At 73.5% G+C, this 16,030-nt stretch carries 16 protein-coding genes and 1 pseudogene (1 of these 17 only partly in view); 7 read left to right on the top strand and 10 right to left on the bottom strand.

The window, feature by feature from the left end; genetic code table 11:
* Positions 1–945 carry the 3' portion of a tryptophan--tRNA ligase gene (gene trpS, locus OHA86_RS15480; RefSeq protein ID WP_329175860.1) on the top strand. It extends 66 nt beyond the left edge of the window, so only the last 945 of its 1,011 coding nucleotides appear in the window; its start codon lies beyond the left edge, outside the window; it ends in the stop codon at positions 943–945.
* 66 nt (positions 946–1,011) lie between these two features.
* On the opposite strand, the gene proC is transcribed toward trpS, so the two are convergent.
* From proC to OHA86_RS15495, 3 genes are read right to left on the bottom strand one after another with little or no spacing between them, the layout of a single operon-like run.
* Positions 1,012–1,821: a pyrroline-5-carboxylate reductase gene (gene proC, locus OHA86_RS15485; protein WP_329175861.1), complete on the bottom strand. Its 810-nt coding sequence runs from the start codon at positions 1,819–1,821 to the stop codon at positions 1,012–1,014.
* A 37-nt stretch (positions 1,822–1,858) separates the two neighbouring features.
* Positions 1,859–2,596 carry an ABC transporter permease gene (locus tag OHA86_RS15490; RefSeq protein ID WP_329175862.1) on the bottom strand — a complete coding sequence of 246 codons (738 nt, stop codon included), beginning with the start codon at positions 2,594–2,596 and terminating at the stop codon, positions 1,859–1,861.
* Positions 2,593–3,414 carry an ABC transporter ATP-binding protein gene (locus OHA86_RS15495; RefSeq protein WP_329175863.1) on the bottom strand — a complete coding sequence of 274 codons (822 nt, stop codon included), beginning with the start codon at positions 3,412–3,414 and terminating at the stop codon, positions 2,593–2,595. Before OHA86_RS15495 ends, OHA86_RS15490 begins: the two co-directional genes overlap by 4 nt.
* A gap of 384 nt (positions 3,415–3,798) precedes the next feature.
* Between OHA86_RS15495 and OHA86_RS15500 the strand changes: the two genes are divergently transcribed.
* Positions 3,799–4,266 carry a hypothetical protein gene (locus tag OHA86_RS15500; RefSeq protein ID WP_329175864.1) on the top strand — a complete coding sequence of 156 codons (468 nt, stop codon included), beginning with the start codon at positions 3,799–3,801 and terminating at the stop codon, positions 4,264–4,266.
* Positions 4,267–4,269: 3 nt separating this feature from the next.
* On the opposite strand, the gene OHA86_RS15505 is transcribed toward OHA86_RS15500, so the two are convergent.
* Positions 4,270–5,262, bottom strand: coding sequence for a helix-turn-helix domain-containing protein (locus OHA86_RS15505; RefSeq protein ID WP_329175865.1), 993 nt, complete (start codon positions 5,260–5,262; stop codon positions 4,270–4,272).
* A 112-nt stretch (positions 5,263–5,374) separates the two neighbouring features.
* Here OHA86_RS15505 and OHA86_RS15510 point away from each other — a divergent pair, with 112 nt between their 5' ends.
* Positions 5,375–6,313, top strand: a complete 939-nt coding sequence (locus OHA86_RS15510) for an SDR family NAD(P)-dependent oxidoreductase (RefSeq protein WP_329175866.1) — start codon at positions 5,375–5,377, stop codon at positions 6,311–6,313.
* A gap of 17 nt (positions 6,314–6,330) precedes the next feature.
* Positions 6,331–6,729 (top strand): PPOX class F420-dependent oxidoreductase, encoded by a 399-nt coding sequence (locus tag OHA86_RS15515; protein WP_329175868.1) that lies wholly within the window; start codon positions 6,331–6,333, stop codon positions 6,727–6,729.
* 66 nt (positions 6,730–6,795) lie between these two features.
* Here OHA86_RS15515 and OHA86_RS15520 read toward each other — a convergent pair whose 3' ends face one another.
* The gene (locus OHA86_RS15520) at positions 6,796–7,278 is read right to left on the bottom strand and encodes an EamA/RhaT family transporter (RefSeq protein WP_329175870.1); all 483 of its coding nucleotides are present in this window, start codon (positions 7,276–7,278) and stop codon (positions 6,796–6,798) included.
* Positions 7,279–7,727: 449 nt separating this feature from the next.
* On the opposite strand from OHA86_RS15520, the gene OHA86_RS15525 reads away from it, so the two are divergent.
* Positions 7,728–8,009, top strand: a complete 282-nt coding sequence (locus tag OHA86_RS15525) for a WD40 repeat domain-containing protein (RefSeq protein WP_329175871.1) — start codon at positions 7,728–7,730, stop codon at positions 8,007–8,009.
* Positions 8,010–8,024: 15 nt separating this feature from the next.
* On the opposite strand, the gene OHA86_RS15530 is transcribed toward OHA86_RS15525, so the two are convergent.
* Complete coding sequence (locus OHA86_RS15530) at positions 8,025–9,269, bottom strand: tyrosine-protein phosphatase (RefSeq protein WP_329175873.1); 1,245 nt, start codon at positions 9,267–9,269, stop codon at positions 8,025–8,027.
* A 10-nt stretch (positions 9,270–9,279) separates the two neighbouring features.
* Entirely contained in the window at positions 9,280–10,662 is a 1,383-nt protein-coding gene (locus OHA86_RS15535) for an MFS transporter (RefSeq protein WP_329175875.1), read from the bottom strand.
* A 389-nt stretch (positions 10,663–11,051) separates the two neighbouring features.
* Between OHA86_RS15535 and OHA86_RS15540 the strand changes: the two are divergent.
* Positions 11,052–11,864 (top strand): annotated as a pseudogene (locus OHA86_RS15540) (helix-turn-helix domain-containing protein); the annotation flags it as partial.
* 60 nt (positions 11,865–11,924) lie between these two features.
* Here OHA86_RS15540 and OHA86_RS15545 read toward each other — a convergent pair.
* Both OHA86_RS15545 and OHA86_RS15550 read right to left on the bottom strand, forming a co-directional pair.
* Positions 11,925–12,185, bottom strand: a complete 261-nt coding sequence (locus OHA86_RS15545) for a GlsB/YeaQ/YmgE family stress response membrane protein (protein ID WP_329182421.1) — start codon at positions 12,183–12,185, stop codon at positions 11,925–11,927.
* Positions 12,186–12,299: 114 nt separating this feature from the next.
* A complete protein-coding gene (locus OHA86_RS15550; protein ID WP_329175877.1) occupies positions 12,300–12,701 on the bottom strand; it encodes an SSI family serine proteinase inhibitor in 402 nt (133 codons plus the stop codon).
* A 368-nt stretch (positions 12,702–13,069) separates the two neighbouring features.
* Between OHA86_RS15550 and OHA86_RS15555 the strand changes: the two genes are divergently transcribed.
* Positions 13,070–13,969, top strand: coding sequence for an SGNH/GDSL hydrolase family protein (locus tag OHA86_RS15555; protein ID WP_329182422.1), 900 nt, complete (start codon positions 13,070–13,072; stop codon positions 13,967–13,969).
* Positions 13,970–14,079: 110 nt separating this feature from the next.
* Here the strand turns inward: OHA86_RS15555 and ilvD are convergent, their stop codons facing one another.
* Positions 14,080–15,933, bottom strand: coding sequence for a dihydroxy-acid dehydratase (gene ilvD, locus OHA86_RS15560; RefSeq protein ID WP_329175878.1), 1,854 nt, complete (start codon positions 15,931–15,933; stop codon positions 14,080–14,082).
* Between the last annotated feature and the right edge of the window lie 97 nt (positions 15,934–16,030).

Raw genomic sequence — 16,030 nt, forward strand, 5'->3', positions numbered from 1 at the left:
CTGCGGCGGTGGGCGGAGGAGGACCAGCACCGGGCGGAGTCGCTGTTCTGCGTGGTGGACCTGCACGCGCTCACCGTCGAGCACGATCCGGCGCGGGTACGGCGGCTGAGCCGGCAGGCGGTGACCCTGCTGCTCGCGACGGGGCTCGATCCACAGGTGTGCACGGTGTTCGTGCAGAGCCATGTGGACGAGCACGCGCGGCTCTCGTACCTGCTGGAGTGCGTCGCCTCGGACGGGGAGATGCGGCGGATGATCCAGTACAAGGAGAAGTCGGCGCGGGCGCAGGCCGCGGGACAGAGCGTGCGGCTGTCGCTGCTGACGTATCCGGTGCTGATGGCGGCGGACATCCTGGCGTACGGGGCCGACGAGGTGCCGGTCGGGGAGGACCAGACGCAGCATGTGGAGCTGACCCGGGATCTGGCGGAGCGGTTCAACCAGCGGTACGGCGGGACGTTCGTCATTCCGCGGGCCACGGCGCCGGCGGTGGCGGCGCGGGTGATGGATCTGCAGGACCCGGCGTCGAAGATGGGGAAGTCGCATGACGCGACGGCCGGGATCGTCTATCTGCTGGACGAGCCGGACGTGGTCACCAAGAAGCTGATGCGGGCGGTCACCGACAGCGAGCCGGGGGTCGGCTACGACCGGGCGGCGCGGCCGGGGCTGGCGAATCTGCTGGAGATCCTGGCGTCCTGCACGGGCAAGGAGCCGGCGGCGCTGGCGGCGGACTACGACGCGGGCGGGCTCGGCTTCGGTGTGCTGAAGCGGGATACGGCCGAGGCGGTGGTGGAGCTGCTGCGTCCGGTCCGGGCACGGCACGCCGAGCTGAGCGCCGACCCGGGCTATGTCGACGGGGTGCTGCGGGAGGGGGCGGCGCAGGCGCGGGCCCTCGCCCGGCCGACCGTGGACGCGGCCTACCGGGCGATGGGGCTGCTGCCGCCGACGTGAGCCGCGTCCCCGGGAGTCCGGCGGGTCCGGCCTCAGGGCCGACCGGACCCGCCGGACCGCTGGGGCTCAGACGCCGGAGGCCAGCTCGCGGCTGCGGTCGCGGGCCGCCTCCAGTGCGGCCAGCATGGCCGCGCGGACGCCGTGCTTCTCCAGCTCCCGGATCGCGTTGATCGTCGTACCGGCCGGGGAGGTGACGGCCTCGCGGAGCTTGACCGGGTGTTCGCCGCTGTCGCGGAGCATCACGGCGGCGCCGATGGCGGACTGCACGATGAGGTCGTGGGCCTGGGAGCGGGGCAGGCCGAGCAGGATGCCGGCGTCGGTCATGGCCTCGACCAGGTAGTAGAAGTAGGCGGGTCCCGAGCCGGACAGCGCGGTGGCGGCGTCCTGCTGCTTCTCCGGGACCCGCAGCGTCTTGCCGACCGGCTGGAAGATCGCCTCGGTGCGGGCGAGGTGGGACTCGTCGGCGTACCGTCCGGCGGAGATCACGGACATGCCCTCGTCCACGAGGACCGGGGTGTTGGGCATGACCCGGACAACGGCGGTGCCCGCGGCGAGGCGCTCCTCGAAGAAGGCGGTGGGGATGCCCGCGGCGGCGCTGATGACGAGGCGGTCGGCCGGGACGTGCGGGGCGAGTTCGTCGAGCAGCGCCGCCATGTCCTGGGGTTTGACGGTCAGGATGAGGGTGTCGGCGGACTTGGCCGCCTCGGCGTTGTCGACGGGCTCGATGCCGTAGCGGGCGCGCAGTTCCTCGGCCCGGTCCTTGCGGCGGGCGGTGACGAGGAGGTCGGCGGGTGCCCATCCGGCGCGGATCATGCCGGAGAGCAGGGCCTCGCCGATTTTTCCGGTGCCGAGGACGGCGACTTTCTGCTGGGTCATGGCCCCATGATGCCGCTAATGGCGACGGCCCCGGTGGTCACGCCGTACGGCGGCGCAAGGTGGCGGCGCCGAGCGCGAGGGCGAGCAGCGCGCTCCCGGCGACGACGGCGAGGTCGCGTACGAAGTCGCCGGTGACGCCGGTGTGGTGGACGACCTGGCTCATGCCGTCGACGGCGTACGACATCGGCAGGGCGTCGGACACGCCGGACAGCGCCGGCTGCATGTCGCCGCGCGGTACGAACAGGCCGCACAGGAGCAGTTGCGGGAGCAGGACGGCGGGCAGGAACTGCACCGCCTGGAATTCGCTGGCCGCGAAGGCGCTGACGAACAGGCCGAGCGCGGTGCCGAGGAAGGCGTCGGCCAGCGCGATGAGCAGCAGCAGCCAGGCGGAGCCGGACACGTCGAGGCCGAGAGCCAGAGACGTCAGCCCGGTGGCGAGTGCGGCCTGGACGACGGCGACCGCGCCGAAGGCGAGGGCGTAGCCGACGAGCAGGTCGGCCTTGCCCAGCGGCATGGACAGCAGGCGCTCCAGGGTGCCCGAGGTGCGTTCGCGCAGCGTGGCGATGGACGTGACCAGGAACATCGTGATCAGCGGGAAGATGCCGAGCAGGGACGCGCCGGCGGAGTCGAAGGTGCGCGGGCTGGCGTCGAAGACGTATGTGAGCAGCGTCAGCAGGACGCAGGGCACCACCAGCATCAGGGCGATGGTGCGCGGGTCGTGGCTGAGCTGGCGCAGGACCCGGCGGGCGGTGGCGAGGGTACGGGCGGGGTTCATCGCGGGGTCGCCTCCGTGGGCGCGGCGGCAAGAGTACGGGGTTCGGCGGCGGCGGGGTCCGGCGTACGGGGTTCGGCGGCGTCGGCCTGGTCGACCAGGTGGAGGAAGGCCTCCTCGACGGTGTCGGTCGCGGTGCCGCGGCGCAGCGCGTCGGGAGTGCCGTCGGCGAGCAGCCGGCCGTCGCGGAGCAGCAGCAGGCGGTGGCAGCGTTCGGCCTCGTCCATGACGTGGGAGGAGACCAGGAGGGTCGCGCCGCGCTCGTCGGTGAGGCGGTGGAAGAGCTGCCAAAGGTCGCGGCGCAGCACGGGGTCGAGGCCGACGGTGGGCTCGTCGAGCACGAGGAATTCGGGGTCGCCGAGCAGGGCGGCGGCGAGCGAGACCCGGCCGCGCTGGCCGCCGGACAGATTCCCCGCCAGCGCGTCGGCGTGCGAGGTGAGGTCGACGTCGCGCAGGGCGCGGTCCACGTGCGTGGGGCGGTCGCGGCGGGGGATGCCGAGGACGGCGGCGAAGTAGTCGAGGTTCTGCCTGGCGGTCAGGTCGGTGTAGACGGACGGCGCCTGGGTGACGTAGCCGACCCTGGGCCTCAGGTCGCGGTGGCCCGCGGGGCGGCCGAGGACGGTGAGGGTGCCGGTGACGTGCGCCTGGGAGCCGACGACGGCCCGCATGAGGGTGGACTTGCCGCAGCCGCTCGGCCCGAGCAGGCCGGTGATTCTGCCGCGCGGGATCGTGAAGGCGAGGTTGTCGAGCACGGTGCGGCCACCGCGGAGGACGCGGAGGCCGGACGCCTCCACCGCGGGTTCCGGGTGTTTATTCATCATGCGGTGAATAAACACCTCGCGGCGCGCTCACGTCAAGCCGTGTGCTCCGGTCGCCCCCGGGGACTGGGCCGCGCGGGCACGCTCGCCCGGCGGCCAGGCCGGGAGATCACAGCGGTGCTGGCGCCGTACCCCGGCACCGGCGTACGACCGGCCCAGTGCAGGACGCACGACGACGGACGGGACCGGCCGGCGGCCGGCACGGCGGCACTGGTCGCCGGGGGCACGCGGGGCGGCGCAGTCGCGCTCGGAACGGCCGGCGCGGCGGAGTACGGACGCTCGGAGAGCCGCTCCGCGAGCTGGTAGGAGAGGGCCGGGCGGGGCATGAGGGGCACGTCAGGGTCATCCCCTATGGCGTTCCCGCCGGTCGCGGAGGAGTGTTGCGGTATGAGTCGTTCATCCCGTGAAATCGCTGTTTCCGGCGCGGAGAAGCGGCAATTGGCCGTGGCCTCCGCGACCCTCGGCCCATGGCGGCCCGCGGCAGTGGTCGGCGCGCTCGGCGGGGGCGTGTCGCTGGCACTGCACCTGGTGCACGGGCACTTCGGCCTGGGCATCCTGTCCGGCGCGATCTCGGTCGCCGCGCTGCTCTTCTTCTGCGTGGGCGGCTCGGGCGCGGTGCTCGGCTATTCCTCGCACGGCTCGGGCCGCGACCGCCGCATCAGGCGCTGGGCGCGCTCGCACCCGTGGCAGGTGGCGGCGGTTCCGGCCGCGCTGATGTTCCTCAGCGACATGGTGATCCGGCAGTTGCTGACCAGCCAGGGCTTCTTCAGCACCATATGGACCGGGCTGTGGCACGGCGCCGTGGTCGCGGCCGTGGTGGGTGCGGTCGGCGTGGTCGGGGCGGCCCGCAAGTAGCGGCTACCGCCGGGATGGGGCGTCGGCGGCGGTCGGCGCCGCCCCCGCAGGGGCGTGCGGAGCCGCATCCCCGTCTGAAGGCGTCGCACTGTGCCGAGCCGAGGCAGCGTGCGGACCCGTCGCCATATGCGGCGCCGTGCCAATGTGCGCGGGTTCGGACGTGGCCTCGCCGCTTCCCCGCTGCGTGGTCAGGTGGGCCAGCAACTGGAGGCGTTCGTACGAGGGCGAGCCGGGCTCGGCGTGGTAGGTGATGAGCATCTGGCCGGGCGCGGAGGGCAGCGCCAGCTTCTCGTAGTGCAGGTCGAGCGGGCCGACCTGCGGATGCTGGAGCAGCGTGACGCCGCTGGTCTTCTGGCGCACGTCCTGGCGGCCCCACAGCGTACGGAAGCGGTCGCTGCGCAGGCTCAGCCCGCCGATCAGTTCGGCCAGGCGCGGGTCGTCGGTGGCGCCGATGATCGAGCGCAGATAGGCGACGGCCTTGGCGGTCATGGCGTCCCAGTCACGGTAGAAGTCGCGCATCGCGGGTTCCAGGAAGGCCGCACGCAGCGTGTTCACGCCGGGCGCGAAGAAGGGGCTCAGGGCGACGGCCATGGCGTTGGCGGCCAGCGTCGTCATGTAGCGGCCGTGGACCAGGGCGGGAGTGGTGGTCCAGTTGTCGATCAGCGTCCGCACCTCGGGGCTGACCCGCTCGGGCCGGGCGGACCTGCGGCGGGAGGCCGGGGGCGCGGCGGCCAGCGCGGTGAGATAGCGCTCCTCGTCGGTGCTGAGCCGCAGGGCGCGGGCGATGCCGGCCAGCACCTGGTGCGAGGGGTGCTGGTCGCGGCCCTGTTCGAGCCGCAGGTAATACTCCACGCTGATGCCCGCGAGCAACGCGACCTCCTCCCGGCGCAGCCCCGGCACCCGGCGCCGGCCGCCCTCGGGAAGCCCCACGTCGGCGGGTCGGACGCGTTCACGGCGGGCGCGGAGATAGTCGCCGAGTCTGCTTGCGGTCGCCACCTTTCCACCGTAAGCCCGGGGTACGGCCGCGTGCGGCCCGCAGCCTGTCCCTGCGGGTACCGGTGTCGGCGGGGTCTTACTCACCGTGACCGGGACGCGCATCCTCGGACGTATGAACGCACTCACTCCTTCGAAGACGCGGCTGACCACTCCGTTCGGCTTCGCCTCCACCACCGGCGAGGTGCTGGCGGGACTCGACCTGACCGGGCGCCGCGCGCTCGTCACCGGGGCCACCTCGGGTCTGGGCACCGAGACCGCCCGCGCGCTGGCCGCGGCGGGCGCCGAGGTCGTGCTCGGCGTAAGGGACGTCGGAGCCGGGCGGCATACGGCCGCGGAGATCGCCGGGTCCACCGGCAGCACCCGGGTCGGCGTCGGCCGCCTCGACCTCGCCGACCTCGGCTCCGTCCGCGACTTCGCGGCCGGCTGGGACGGGCCGCTGCACATACTGGTCAACAACGCCGGGATCATGGCGCTGCCCGAACTCACCCGCACCCCGCAGGGCCGCGAGCTGCAGTTCGCCGTCAACTTCCTCGGCCACTTCGCGCTCACCACCGCCCTGCACCCGGCGCTCGCCCGGGCCGGCGGCGCCCGCGTCGTGTCGCTCAGCTCCAACGCCCACCTCTACGCCCCGGTGGTCTTCGACGACCTCGACCACCGCTTCCGGCCGTACCAGCCGCTGGGCGCCTACGGGGAATCCAAGACGGCCGACGTGCTGCTCGCCGTCGAGGCGACCAGGCGCTGGGCCGGTGACGGCATCCTCGCCAACGCCGTGAATCCCGGTGCCATCGCCACCAACCTCCAGCGGCACACCGGTGGCCTGCGCACTCCGCCCGAGCGCCGCAAGTCCGCGGCACAGGGCGCCGCCACCTCCGTGCTGCTGGCCGCGTCACCGCTGCTCGACGGGGTCGGCGGGCGCTACTTCGAGGACGGCGACGAGGCGGCCCTGCTCGACCAGGCCCCGCCGCTCTTCGGCGGCGGCGTCGCGCCCTTCGCCCTCGACCCGGGCAATGCCGAGCGGTTGTGGGACACGGCGCTCGCCCTGCTGCGGTGAGCCCTAGTATCGGGGGCGTGACCCCCCTCAGCGGCTCGGACGCACTGGCCGCACTGCGGCGCGGCAAGTACGTGAGCGTCACCACCTACCGGCGGGACGGTACGGGCGTCCCCACGGCCGTCTGGTACGCCGTCTCCGACCGTGAGCTGGTCTTCTGGACCGGGTCCGGCAGCGGCAAGGTCAAGCGGATCAGGAACGGTGGCCGCGTGCAGGTCGCGGTGTGCAACGTCCGCGGCCAGGTCACCCCGGGCGCCGCCACCGTCGAGGGCACGGCACGCCTGCTGGACGAGGCGGGAACGGATGCGGCGCGGCGGCTGCTGGCCCGCAAATACGTGCTGGTCCGGCTGACCGACCTCTCCCGCAAGCTGCTCCGCAGGCCCCGCCCGGCCCAGATCGGCGTGGCCGTCACCTTCTGACCTGCGTCAGCGGCTGGGGGCTCCGTGGTGGCTTGGTCGGGCGCGGGCGTCGCCCTCTGACCTGCGTCAGCGCTTGGGCCTGCGCTTGGGCTTCGCGCCGGTGCTTCGGCGGGACGCCTGGCGGGCGCGGGCCGCCTCGTACTCGCTGCGGTGCAAGGCCTCGCCGGGGGCTTCGGTGAGCGAGCGGACGAAATAGGCGAGCAGGGCGCCGATGAAGCCGACCGCGTAGAGGCTCTGGTTGTCGTTGGCCTGGCCGGCCGGGCGGCGGGCGGTGAAGCTCTTCCATGTGCGCTGGAAGGCGAGGACGCTGCACACTGCGACGCCGCAGAAGGCCAGGACGGTGACGAAGGTGCCGATCTTGGCGTCGGCCAGGCCCTGGAAGCCGAGGCGCAGCACGAAGGCGGCGGCTGCGGCGGCCAGGAGGGAGCCGGCCGCTGCGGCGGTCCTGCGCCAGGCGTAGCCGCGGTCGTGGTCGAGCCAGGTGGTGCCGAACCAGCGGATCGCCTCCGGCGCCGGGGCCTCCGGCCGGGTCTTCGTCGTGTCGCTCACGCGGTCAATTATGCCGGTTGCCTCCGGCGGTTTGCCCGGGACCTCCCACTTGCGGTGACCTGTCGCCTGGCGCGCCGACATGGCTTGTCGCGCAGCTCCCCGCGCCCCCGGGTGACTGCCACTTGCCGTGGCAGTGCTTCTCTCCCGCCGTCTCGGCTGGTCGCGCAGTTCCCCGCGCCCCCGGGGCACGGTTCCTCCTCCGCGGAGGGTGCGGCTCCTGCCAGCACCCTCCCCGCTTGCGCGACGCGCCAGGGCGGGCCCAGCCCGGACGGGAAGAGCCTGCTGAGCATCGACTCCGGCGGGACCGTCGCGCTGTGGAACGTCCCGTCGCGGACGCCCTCCACCCTCGTCACGGGCAGCGCAGGCACCGGCGTCGAGGTGTCGTCGGTGGCGTTCGTACCGGACGGCGACGGCACGGTCTTCGCGGGCGCCGCCGGCTCCGTCCGGCTGTGGACGGGCGTCACGCAGGACAAGGTCACCGTCCTGACCGGCACTTCGGGTCCGGTGTACGCGCTGGCGTTCAGCCCGAACGGAAATTCCTGGCCACCGGCGCGGAGAACGGCACCGTCGAGCTGTGGAAGGTGGCCGACCGCCGCGTCACCGCGACCCCCACCGGTCATTCCGGCCTGATCCGCTCGGTGGCCTTCAGCGCCGACGGCCGGTTGCCCGCCGCCGCGAGTTCCGACCGTACGGTCCGGCTGTGGAAGCTCGCCCCGCGGGCCGCCCACTGACCGGGGCGGCGGGGGTCACCCGGCGGTGAGGTGCTTCTCCAGGAGCGTGACGGCGTATGTCCCCTGCCCCACACCGGACTTCACGGACTGCTCGCCGACGACCCGGTAGCCCGCCGCCCGGTAGTACGTGTGCAGGAAGGCGTTGTCGGCCAGGCAGTCGAGGCGGCACAGGCTCAATCCCGCCTCGGCGATGCGGCGTTCGGCCTCGGCGAGCAGGCGGCGGCCGGTGCCGGGCGGAGCGGTGTCGCGGGCGGTCATCAGCCGGTGGACGTAGCCGGCGGCGCCGGGTGTGCTGCCCCAGGCCGCCGGGTCGTCCCACCACAGCTCCCAGGCACCGGCGACCGGGCCGCCGGTGCCGAGCGTGGCGATCCAGACCTCGCCGTCCGCGAGCCGGGCGCGGAAGTGGTCCTCGCCCAGCTCGCCCGGGTGCCACTGGTCGATGCCGCGGGCGATCTGCCAGCGCGCGGCGGCGTCGCGCAGGCCGACCAGCAGCGGTACGTCGGCCTCGTCCGCGCGCCGGAAGGCCAGCTCCGGTTCGAGCAGGTTGCGGCGCAGCGCGGCGATCAGCTCGGCGTCGGCGCCCAACTCCCGTGCCGCGTAAGCCGCTACGGACCCGTACTTGTCGGCCATCGCGGCCAGGAAGAGCCGCATCACCTCGGCGGGCGCGCGGCCGTAACCGGGCCATTGCGGGCAGCGGCCCCCGTGGTCGGCGCGCCAGTCGGCGAGCAGGCGCTCGGTGGCCAGTTCGGTCAGGGCGAAGTCCTCGATGATGACATCGTCCGGCACGCCCAGCAGCGCCAGGACGAGGGCGGCGAGCTGTCCGGTGCGGTCCTTGCCCGAGGCGCAGTGGAAGACCACCGGGCCGCGGTCCGGGGCGGCGATCACGTCGAGGGCCTGCCGCAGTTCCTTGACGCCGTCCTGCGCGACCTCCATGAAGCGCTCGGCCAGGAACGGGCCGGTCTCCACGTCGGGTCCCAGCGACGGCTGGTCGTACGGGCGGTGCTCGATGCTGAGGTTGTGGTACGCGAGCGCCGGGTGCTCGGGCACCCGCCCCTTGGCGTCGATCTCCCACGGGTAGCGCAGGTCGATGACCGTGGTCACGCCCAGATCGAGGAAGCGGTCCCAGTCGGCACCGCCCAGCTTGCCCAGCGAGTCGGCGCGGAACAGCCGCCCCCACCGCACGACGTGGCCGTCGGCGGTCGGGTAACCGCCGAGGTCGCGGAAATTGTGCAGCCGTTCGAAAGATATATGCCTGCTCATGGACCGCAGCCTATGTCCCGGCCCGGCGGCCCGGCCGCCGCACCCAGCGTGCCGTCACCGACGCCCCCGCGAGCAGCGCGGCGGCGGCCACCAGCAGCGACAGCCGCAGCCCCGGCAGGAAGCCGCCGGCCACCAGCGCGCCGAAAAGGGCCACGCCGACCGCCCCGCCGACCTGGCGCGCGGTGTTCAGCCCGGCAGCCGCGACCCCGGCGTGGGCGGGCGGTGCCGCGTCGAGGACGGCGCTGGTCATGGCGGGCACCGCCGCCCCGCCGCCGAGGCCGACCAGGACCGTGACCGGGCAGACCGCCCACAGCGGGGCGCCGGGGCCGACCGCGAGCAGGGCCAGCAGCCCGGCCGCGAAGAGCAGCTGGCCGCCGACCAGCGGCGCCCTCGGCCCGTGGCTCGCGGTCAGCCGCCCGCCGCCCAGGTTCGCCGCCATCGCGGCCAGGCTCATCGGCAGGAAGGCCAGGCCGGTCACCAGCGCGGAGTCGCCCCGTTCGTTCTGCAGGAACAGGCTGAGCAGGAAGACGATGCCGTAGTAGGCGAAGTTCTGCGCGAAGCCCGCCGCGGCGGCGGCCGACACCGCGGGGTCGGCGAACAGCCGCGGCGGCAGCATCGGTTCGGCCGCGCGGCGCTCCCAGCGTGAGAAGACCGTGCCCGCCGCCGAGGCCACCGCGAACGCGGCGAGCACCGGGGCCGACGTCCAGCCGAGCGGGCCGCCCTCGATCAGGGCGAAGGTCAGCCCGCACAAGGCCGCGAGCACGGCCGCCTGCCCCGGCAGGTCGAACCGGCGGCGGACACCGGGCGCCGGGTCCGCGCGGGCCGCCGCCGCCAGGCCGACCGCCCCGATCAGCAGGTTCACCAGGAACAGCGACCGCCAGCCGAGCCAGGCCAGCAGCAGTCCGCCGACCACGGGTCCCGCGGCGACCGCCGCGCCGCCGGCCGCCGCCCATACGCCGACCGCCCGGGTCCGCGCGGCGGCGTCGGCGTACGCGTGCCGCACCATCGCCAGCGACGCGGGCAGCTGCACGGCAGCGCCGACGCCCTGCACGAGGCGCGCGCCGATCAGCATCCCCGGGGAGACGGCCAGCCCGCAGGCCAGCGACGCCGCCATGAACAGGCCGAGCCCCGCCGTGAAGGCCCGGCGCGCGCCGAGGCGGTCGCCGAGCGAGCCGCCGATCAGCTGGAAGGCGGCGAACATCAGCACGTAGCCGTCCACCACCCATTGCAGCCCGCTGAGCCCGGCGCCCAGGTCACGGCCGAGGGTGGGCAGGGCGACGTTCACGATGGTGGCGTCGAGGCTCACCATCAGGAAGCCGAACGAGGCGGCGAAGAGGGTCAGTCGGGCGCTGGCGGGAGTGGCCGCGGCAGGCCGGCGGGCGGTGATGATCACCGTCCCAGGCTGGCCCGGGCGGTGTCCCGGCGGAAGCGGCGAGGGTGCACCTGACAGGGCTACGCTGACCGGCGGTGCGGTGCCACCGGGTGCGGGCCGGTTGCGGCCGGGACGCGGGCGGTTCGGGCCGGGACACAAGGGGACGTTCGGCGGGGGCGCGGCCTTGGGGCGTACGGACTCCGGCGTCCCGTACGGATCGGGGCCGCCGCGCGTACGACACGGGTCGGCGCTCCGGGCGTACCGCGCCCGGCGTCCCGTACGGATCGGGGCCGCCACGCGTACGGCAAGGGACCGGGCCGCCGGGCATACCGCACGGGTCCGGACCTCCGGGCGTACCGCACCGGGCACTCGTACAAGATCGAGCGCGACAGCGACAAGGGGCAGCCGGGATGGCCGGGCGGCGGAACGATCTGCGGGCGCGTGAGCTGGGCGCCTTCCTGCGCTCCCGGCGTACGCGGCTCGCGCCCGACGCGGTGGGGCTGCCCGGCGGCGAGGGCGTACGGCGTACGCCCGGGCTGCGGCGGGCTGAGGTCGCCCGGCTGGCCGGGGTGAGCGCGGGCTACTACACCCGGCTCGAACAGGGCCGCGCCCCGCACCCGTCGGCCGGTGTGCTGGGCGCGCTGGCCCGGGCGCTGCGCCTGACCCCGCAGGAGAGCGGCCACCTCTTCGCGCTGGCCGCCGACCCGGCGGGTCCGCCGCCGGAGGCCGCCGTGCCCGCGTCGGGCGCGCGGCGCATGCTCGACCTGCTCGCGCCGCCCACCGCCGGCTACGTGATCGACGCCCGCAGCGACGTACTGGCCTGGAATTCCACCGCCGCCGCGCTCTTCGCGCACCTCGTCGAAGGGCCGCGCCGCCCCAACAATGTGCGGTACGTCTTCACCGATCCGGCGGCCCGGACGCTGTTCGCGGACTGGCCGGAGATCGCGGCCGATTCGGTGGCGCATCTGCGCGCGGCGACCGGGCACCGCCCCGACGACCCCGCGCTGGCCGCGCTGGTCGCCGAACTCACCACTGCCAGCCCCGATTTCCGCCGGCTGTGGACCGCCCGCGCCCTGCACCACAAGGTCGACGGCCGCAAACGCCTGCTGCACCCGGTGGCAGGAGCGCTCACCCTCGACTACGTCGTGCTGTCCACACCGCTGCCGCCGCCGCACCGCCTGGTGGCGTACTCGGCCACCGCGGGTACACAGGCGTTCGCGGCCCTGACCCGCCTGGGCCAGGACCGCGAGGGCCGTGGAATGAGGACTGGTGACTGTGCACCGTCAGGCGCGACGTCGGCCCCATGCCGGTGTGACGAGGGCGATCAGCACCGCCGCCGCCCCGATCTGCAGGGCGTGCCGGATCCAGTCGACCCCGTTGGTGTCGGAGACGTCGAGAGCCGAGGCCAGGCCGTTGCCCAGCAGGCCGCCGATCACGCCGAGGAGGATCGTCAGCCACAGGGGAATGGGCTGGCGCCCGGGCAGAACGAGCTTGGCCAGCAGGCCGATGATCAGGCCCGCAATAATCGCCCAGAGGAACGACATGTCACTGCCTCACTTTCCAGGCCCCGACTGTCAGGTACCTGAACAACCGCTTGCCCCGGCTTCGCGGAAGCACTCCCTCCTTGCGGGCAATCCGTCAGCCCGCGTCAGTGGGGCCTAGCCGCGGGCGAAAGCGAAGACCGGGCCGGTCGCGGCCTTCAGGACGCAGAGGTTGGCGAACTTCTTCCGCCAGTCCACCGGGTGGCCGTGGAATTCCCCCCGGGCGCTGACTGCCACCGGCTGGTACGGGTCCCGGCAGACGCCCGGCTGGCCGGGCAGCGCGTCGAAGTCCCCGTTCGCGGCGGACAGCGCCGTACAGGCGGGTACGGCGAGCGGATGGCTCCCGTGCGGAAACGGATCACAGGCCAGCCCGGCGCTCCGCGCCCAACTCCCGTCCCGGGCGGCGACGGTCAGCTGCAGCCCCGGGTTCGGGTCGGGGACCACCCCCTGCCCCAGGGCGGGGGCTTGCGCCGCGAGCAGGATCAACGTGGTGGCGGCCACCATGTGCAGTGTCTTCACGACCCGCCACCCCACCGCACCCCGCACCTCACCGGCGAGCCACCACGCCCACGGCGCGCCTGAACGGGGTACCCGTGGCGCCGGGCATTGACGCCGCCGAAGCGCTGCGCTCGCGCGCGCTCCCCGGGGGGCCGCTTGTGGCGGCGCGGCCCGGCGCGACGGTAGGTGGCCGTGCGAGGACGCGGCCGGTGTGGGGCGAAACGGTGAAAAAGTGAACTCCTGGGGACTACTGCGTGCGCGGAGCATTGACCACAGACTGACCAGTCAGTAACTTCTGCGGAGCACCAGCGACTTCATCCGATCTCGTCCGATACCCGCACCAAGCGATGCCAGTGTCATGTCAGCGTCAAAGGAGACAGCAGATGTCGATGCGCATCCTCGCCCGCAGGACCCGGGGACTGGCGGCCGTCCTGGCCGCCGGCACCCTGGCCGTCCTCGGCCTGAACGCCCCCGCCGCACAGGCGTCGCCAGGACGGCAGGCACCGCAGGCGCAGCAGTCGTACGTGGCGATGGGCGACAGCTACAGCGCCGCGTCCGGCGTCCTGCCGCTCGACCCGGACGCGGCACTGCTGTGCGTGCGGTCCAGCGCGAACTACCCGCATGTGCTCGCCGCCCGCGCGGGGCTCGCGCTCAAGGACGTGACCTGCGGCGCCGCCGAGACCAAGGACTTCGCCGGGGCGCAATACCCCGACGTGCCGCCGCAGTTGGACGCCCTGAGCAGCAGCACGGGCCTGGTCACGATGACGATCGGCGGCAACGACAACAACACCTTCATCGACGCGGCCCTGGCCTGCGGCTCCGCGGGGCTGGCGACCTTCGGCATCGGGCACCCCTGCCAGACGCTGTACGGCAGCACCTTCGACGACCAGATCGACAACGGCACCTACCCGGCGATCAAGGCCGCGCTCGCGTCCGTACGCGCCAAGGCGCCGAACGCCCGGGTGGCGATCCTCGGTTACCCCTGGGTCGTGCCCACCGCCCCGGTCGCCGGCTGCTTCGCGAAGCTGCCGATCGCCTCAGGCGACCTGGCCTACGTGCGGGATCTCCAGACCCACCTCAACTCGGCGGTGCAGCGCGCCGCCGCCGAGACCGGCGCCACGTACGTGGACGTCTCCGGGGTGTCGGAAGGGCACGACGCCTGTCAGCCGATCGGCACCCGGTGGATCGAACCGGTGCTGTTCGGCACCAACTTCGTGCCGATCCACCCCAACGCCCTGGGCGAGTCGAAGCTCGCCGACCGGACCGCGGCCGTCCTCGGCCTGAGCTGACCCAGTGCCCCGGGGCCGCACGACCCCACGACCCCAGGACCCCGAAGAACGCCAACTGCCCGCCGCCCCGGGAAAAGACCCCGGGGCGGCGGGCAGCCGTACGGACAGGCTCAGCCTTCGAGCTTCGAGATGTCGCGGACCGCCCCGCGATCCGCGCTGGTCGCCATGGCCGCGTACGCGCGCAGCGCCGTGGAGACCTTGCGCTCGCGGGCGCGGGGCGCGTAGACGCCGCCGAGCGCGTCCCGGCGGGCGGCCAACTCCTCGTCGGAGACCAGGAGTTCCATCGTCCGGGCCGGGATGTCGATCCGGATGCGGTCGCCGTCGTGGACCAGGGCGATGGTGCCGCCGGAGGCCGCCTCGGGCGAGGCGTGGCCGATGGACAGGCCCGAAGTACCGCCGGAGAAGCGGCCGTCGGTGATCAGCGCGCAGGACTTGCCGAGGCCGCGGCCCTTCAAGTACGAGGTGGGGTAGAGCATCTCCTGCATGCCGGGGCCGCCACGCGGACCCTCGTAGCGGATGACGATGACGTCGCCGGGCGTGATCTCCTTGTGGAGGATCTTCTCGACGGCCTCCTCCTGCGACTCGCAGACGACCGCGGGACCCTCGAAGGTCCAGATCGACTCGTCGACGCCGGCCGTCTTGACCACCGCGCCGTCCACGGCCAGGTTGCCGCGCAGCACGGCCAGGCCGCCGTCCTGGGAGTAGGCGTGCTCGACGTCGCGGATGCAGCCGCCCGCCGCGTCGGTGTCCAGCGTCTCCCACCGCTCCGACTGCGAGAAGGCGGTGGCGGAGCGGACGCAGCCGGGGGCCGCGTGCCACATTTCGACGGCGGTCTCGGACGGGGAACCGCCGCGCACGTCCCAGGTGTCGAGCCATTCCTTGATGGAGCGGGAGTGGACGGTGTGCACGTCCTCGTTGAGCAGCCCGCCGCGGTAGAGCTCCCCGAGGATCGCCGGGATGCCGCCGGCCCGGTGCACGTCCTCCATGTAGTACGTGCCGCCCGGCGCGACGTTCGGCGCGACCTTGGCCAGGCACGGCACCCGGCGCGAGACGTCGTTGATGTCGGACAGGCCGTAGTCCAGTTCGGCTTCCTGGGCGGCGGCCAGCAGGTGCAGGATCGTGTTGGTCGAGCCGCCCATGGCGATGTCCAGGGCCATGGCGTTCTCGAAGGCGGCCCGGGTCGCGATCGCCCGCGGCAGCACGGACGCGTCGTCCTGCTCGTAGTAGCGGCGGGTCAGTTCCACGACGGTGCGGCCGGCGTCCTGGTAGAGCGCCTTGCGTGCGGTGTGGGTGGCCAGCACCGAGCCGTTGCCCGGCAGGGCCAGGCCCATCGCCTCGGTGAGGCAGTTCATCGAGTTCGCGGTGAACATGCCCGAGCAGGAGCCGCAGGTCGGACAGGCGTTCTCCTCGATACGGAGGATGTCCTCGTCCGAGACGTTCTCGTTGACGGCGTCGGCGATGGCGTTGATCAGGTCGAGCTTGCGGACCGTGCCGTCGACCAGGGTGGCCCGGCCGGCCTCCATCGGGCCGCCGGAGACGAAGACCGTCGGGATGTTCAGCCGCAGCGCGGCCATCAGCATGCCCGGGGTGATCTTGTCGCAGTTGGAGATGCAGATCAGCGCGTCGGCGCAGTGCGCCTCGACCATGTACTCCACGGAGTCGGCGATCAGGTCGCGGGACGGCAGCGAGTAGAGCATCCCGCCGTGGCCCATGGCGATGCCGTCGTCCACCGCGATGGTGTTGAACTCGCGCGGCACCGCGCCCGCGGCCTTGATCGCCTCGGAGACGATCCGGCCGACCGGCTGGAGGTGGGTGTGCCCGGGTACGAACTCGGTGAAGCTGTTGGCGACCGCGACGATCGGCTTGCCGATATCGGCGTTGTCCACGCCGGACGCGCGCATCAGCGCACGGGCGCCTGCCATGTTGCGGCCGTGGGTGACCGTACGTGACCTCAGCTCGGGCACGATGTCCACTCCCTTGGGTTCACTCTGCTCGTACGACGGGCCGCGACGCGCGACCGTGCCGTCGAGGGTACGCCCGTCGCCCAGGATCCGGACACCT

The organism is Streptomyces sp. NBC_01477 (assembly GCF_036227245.1).
Lineage (GTDB): Bacteria > Actinomycetota > Actinomycetes > Streptomycetales > Streptomycetaceae > Actinacidiphila.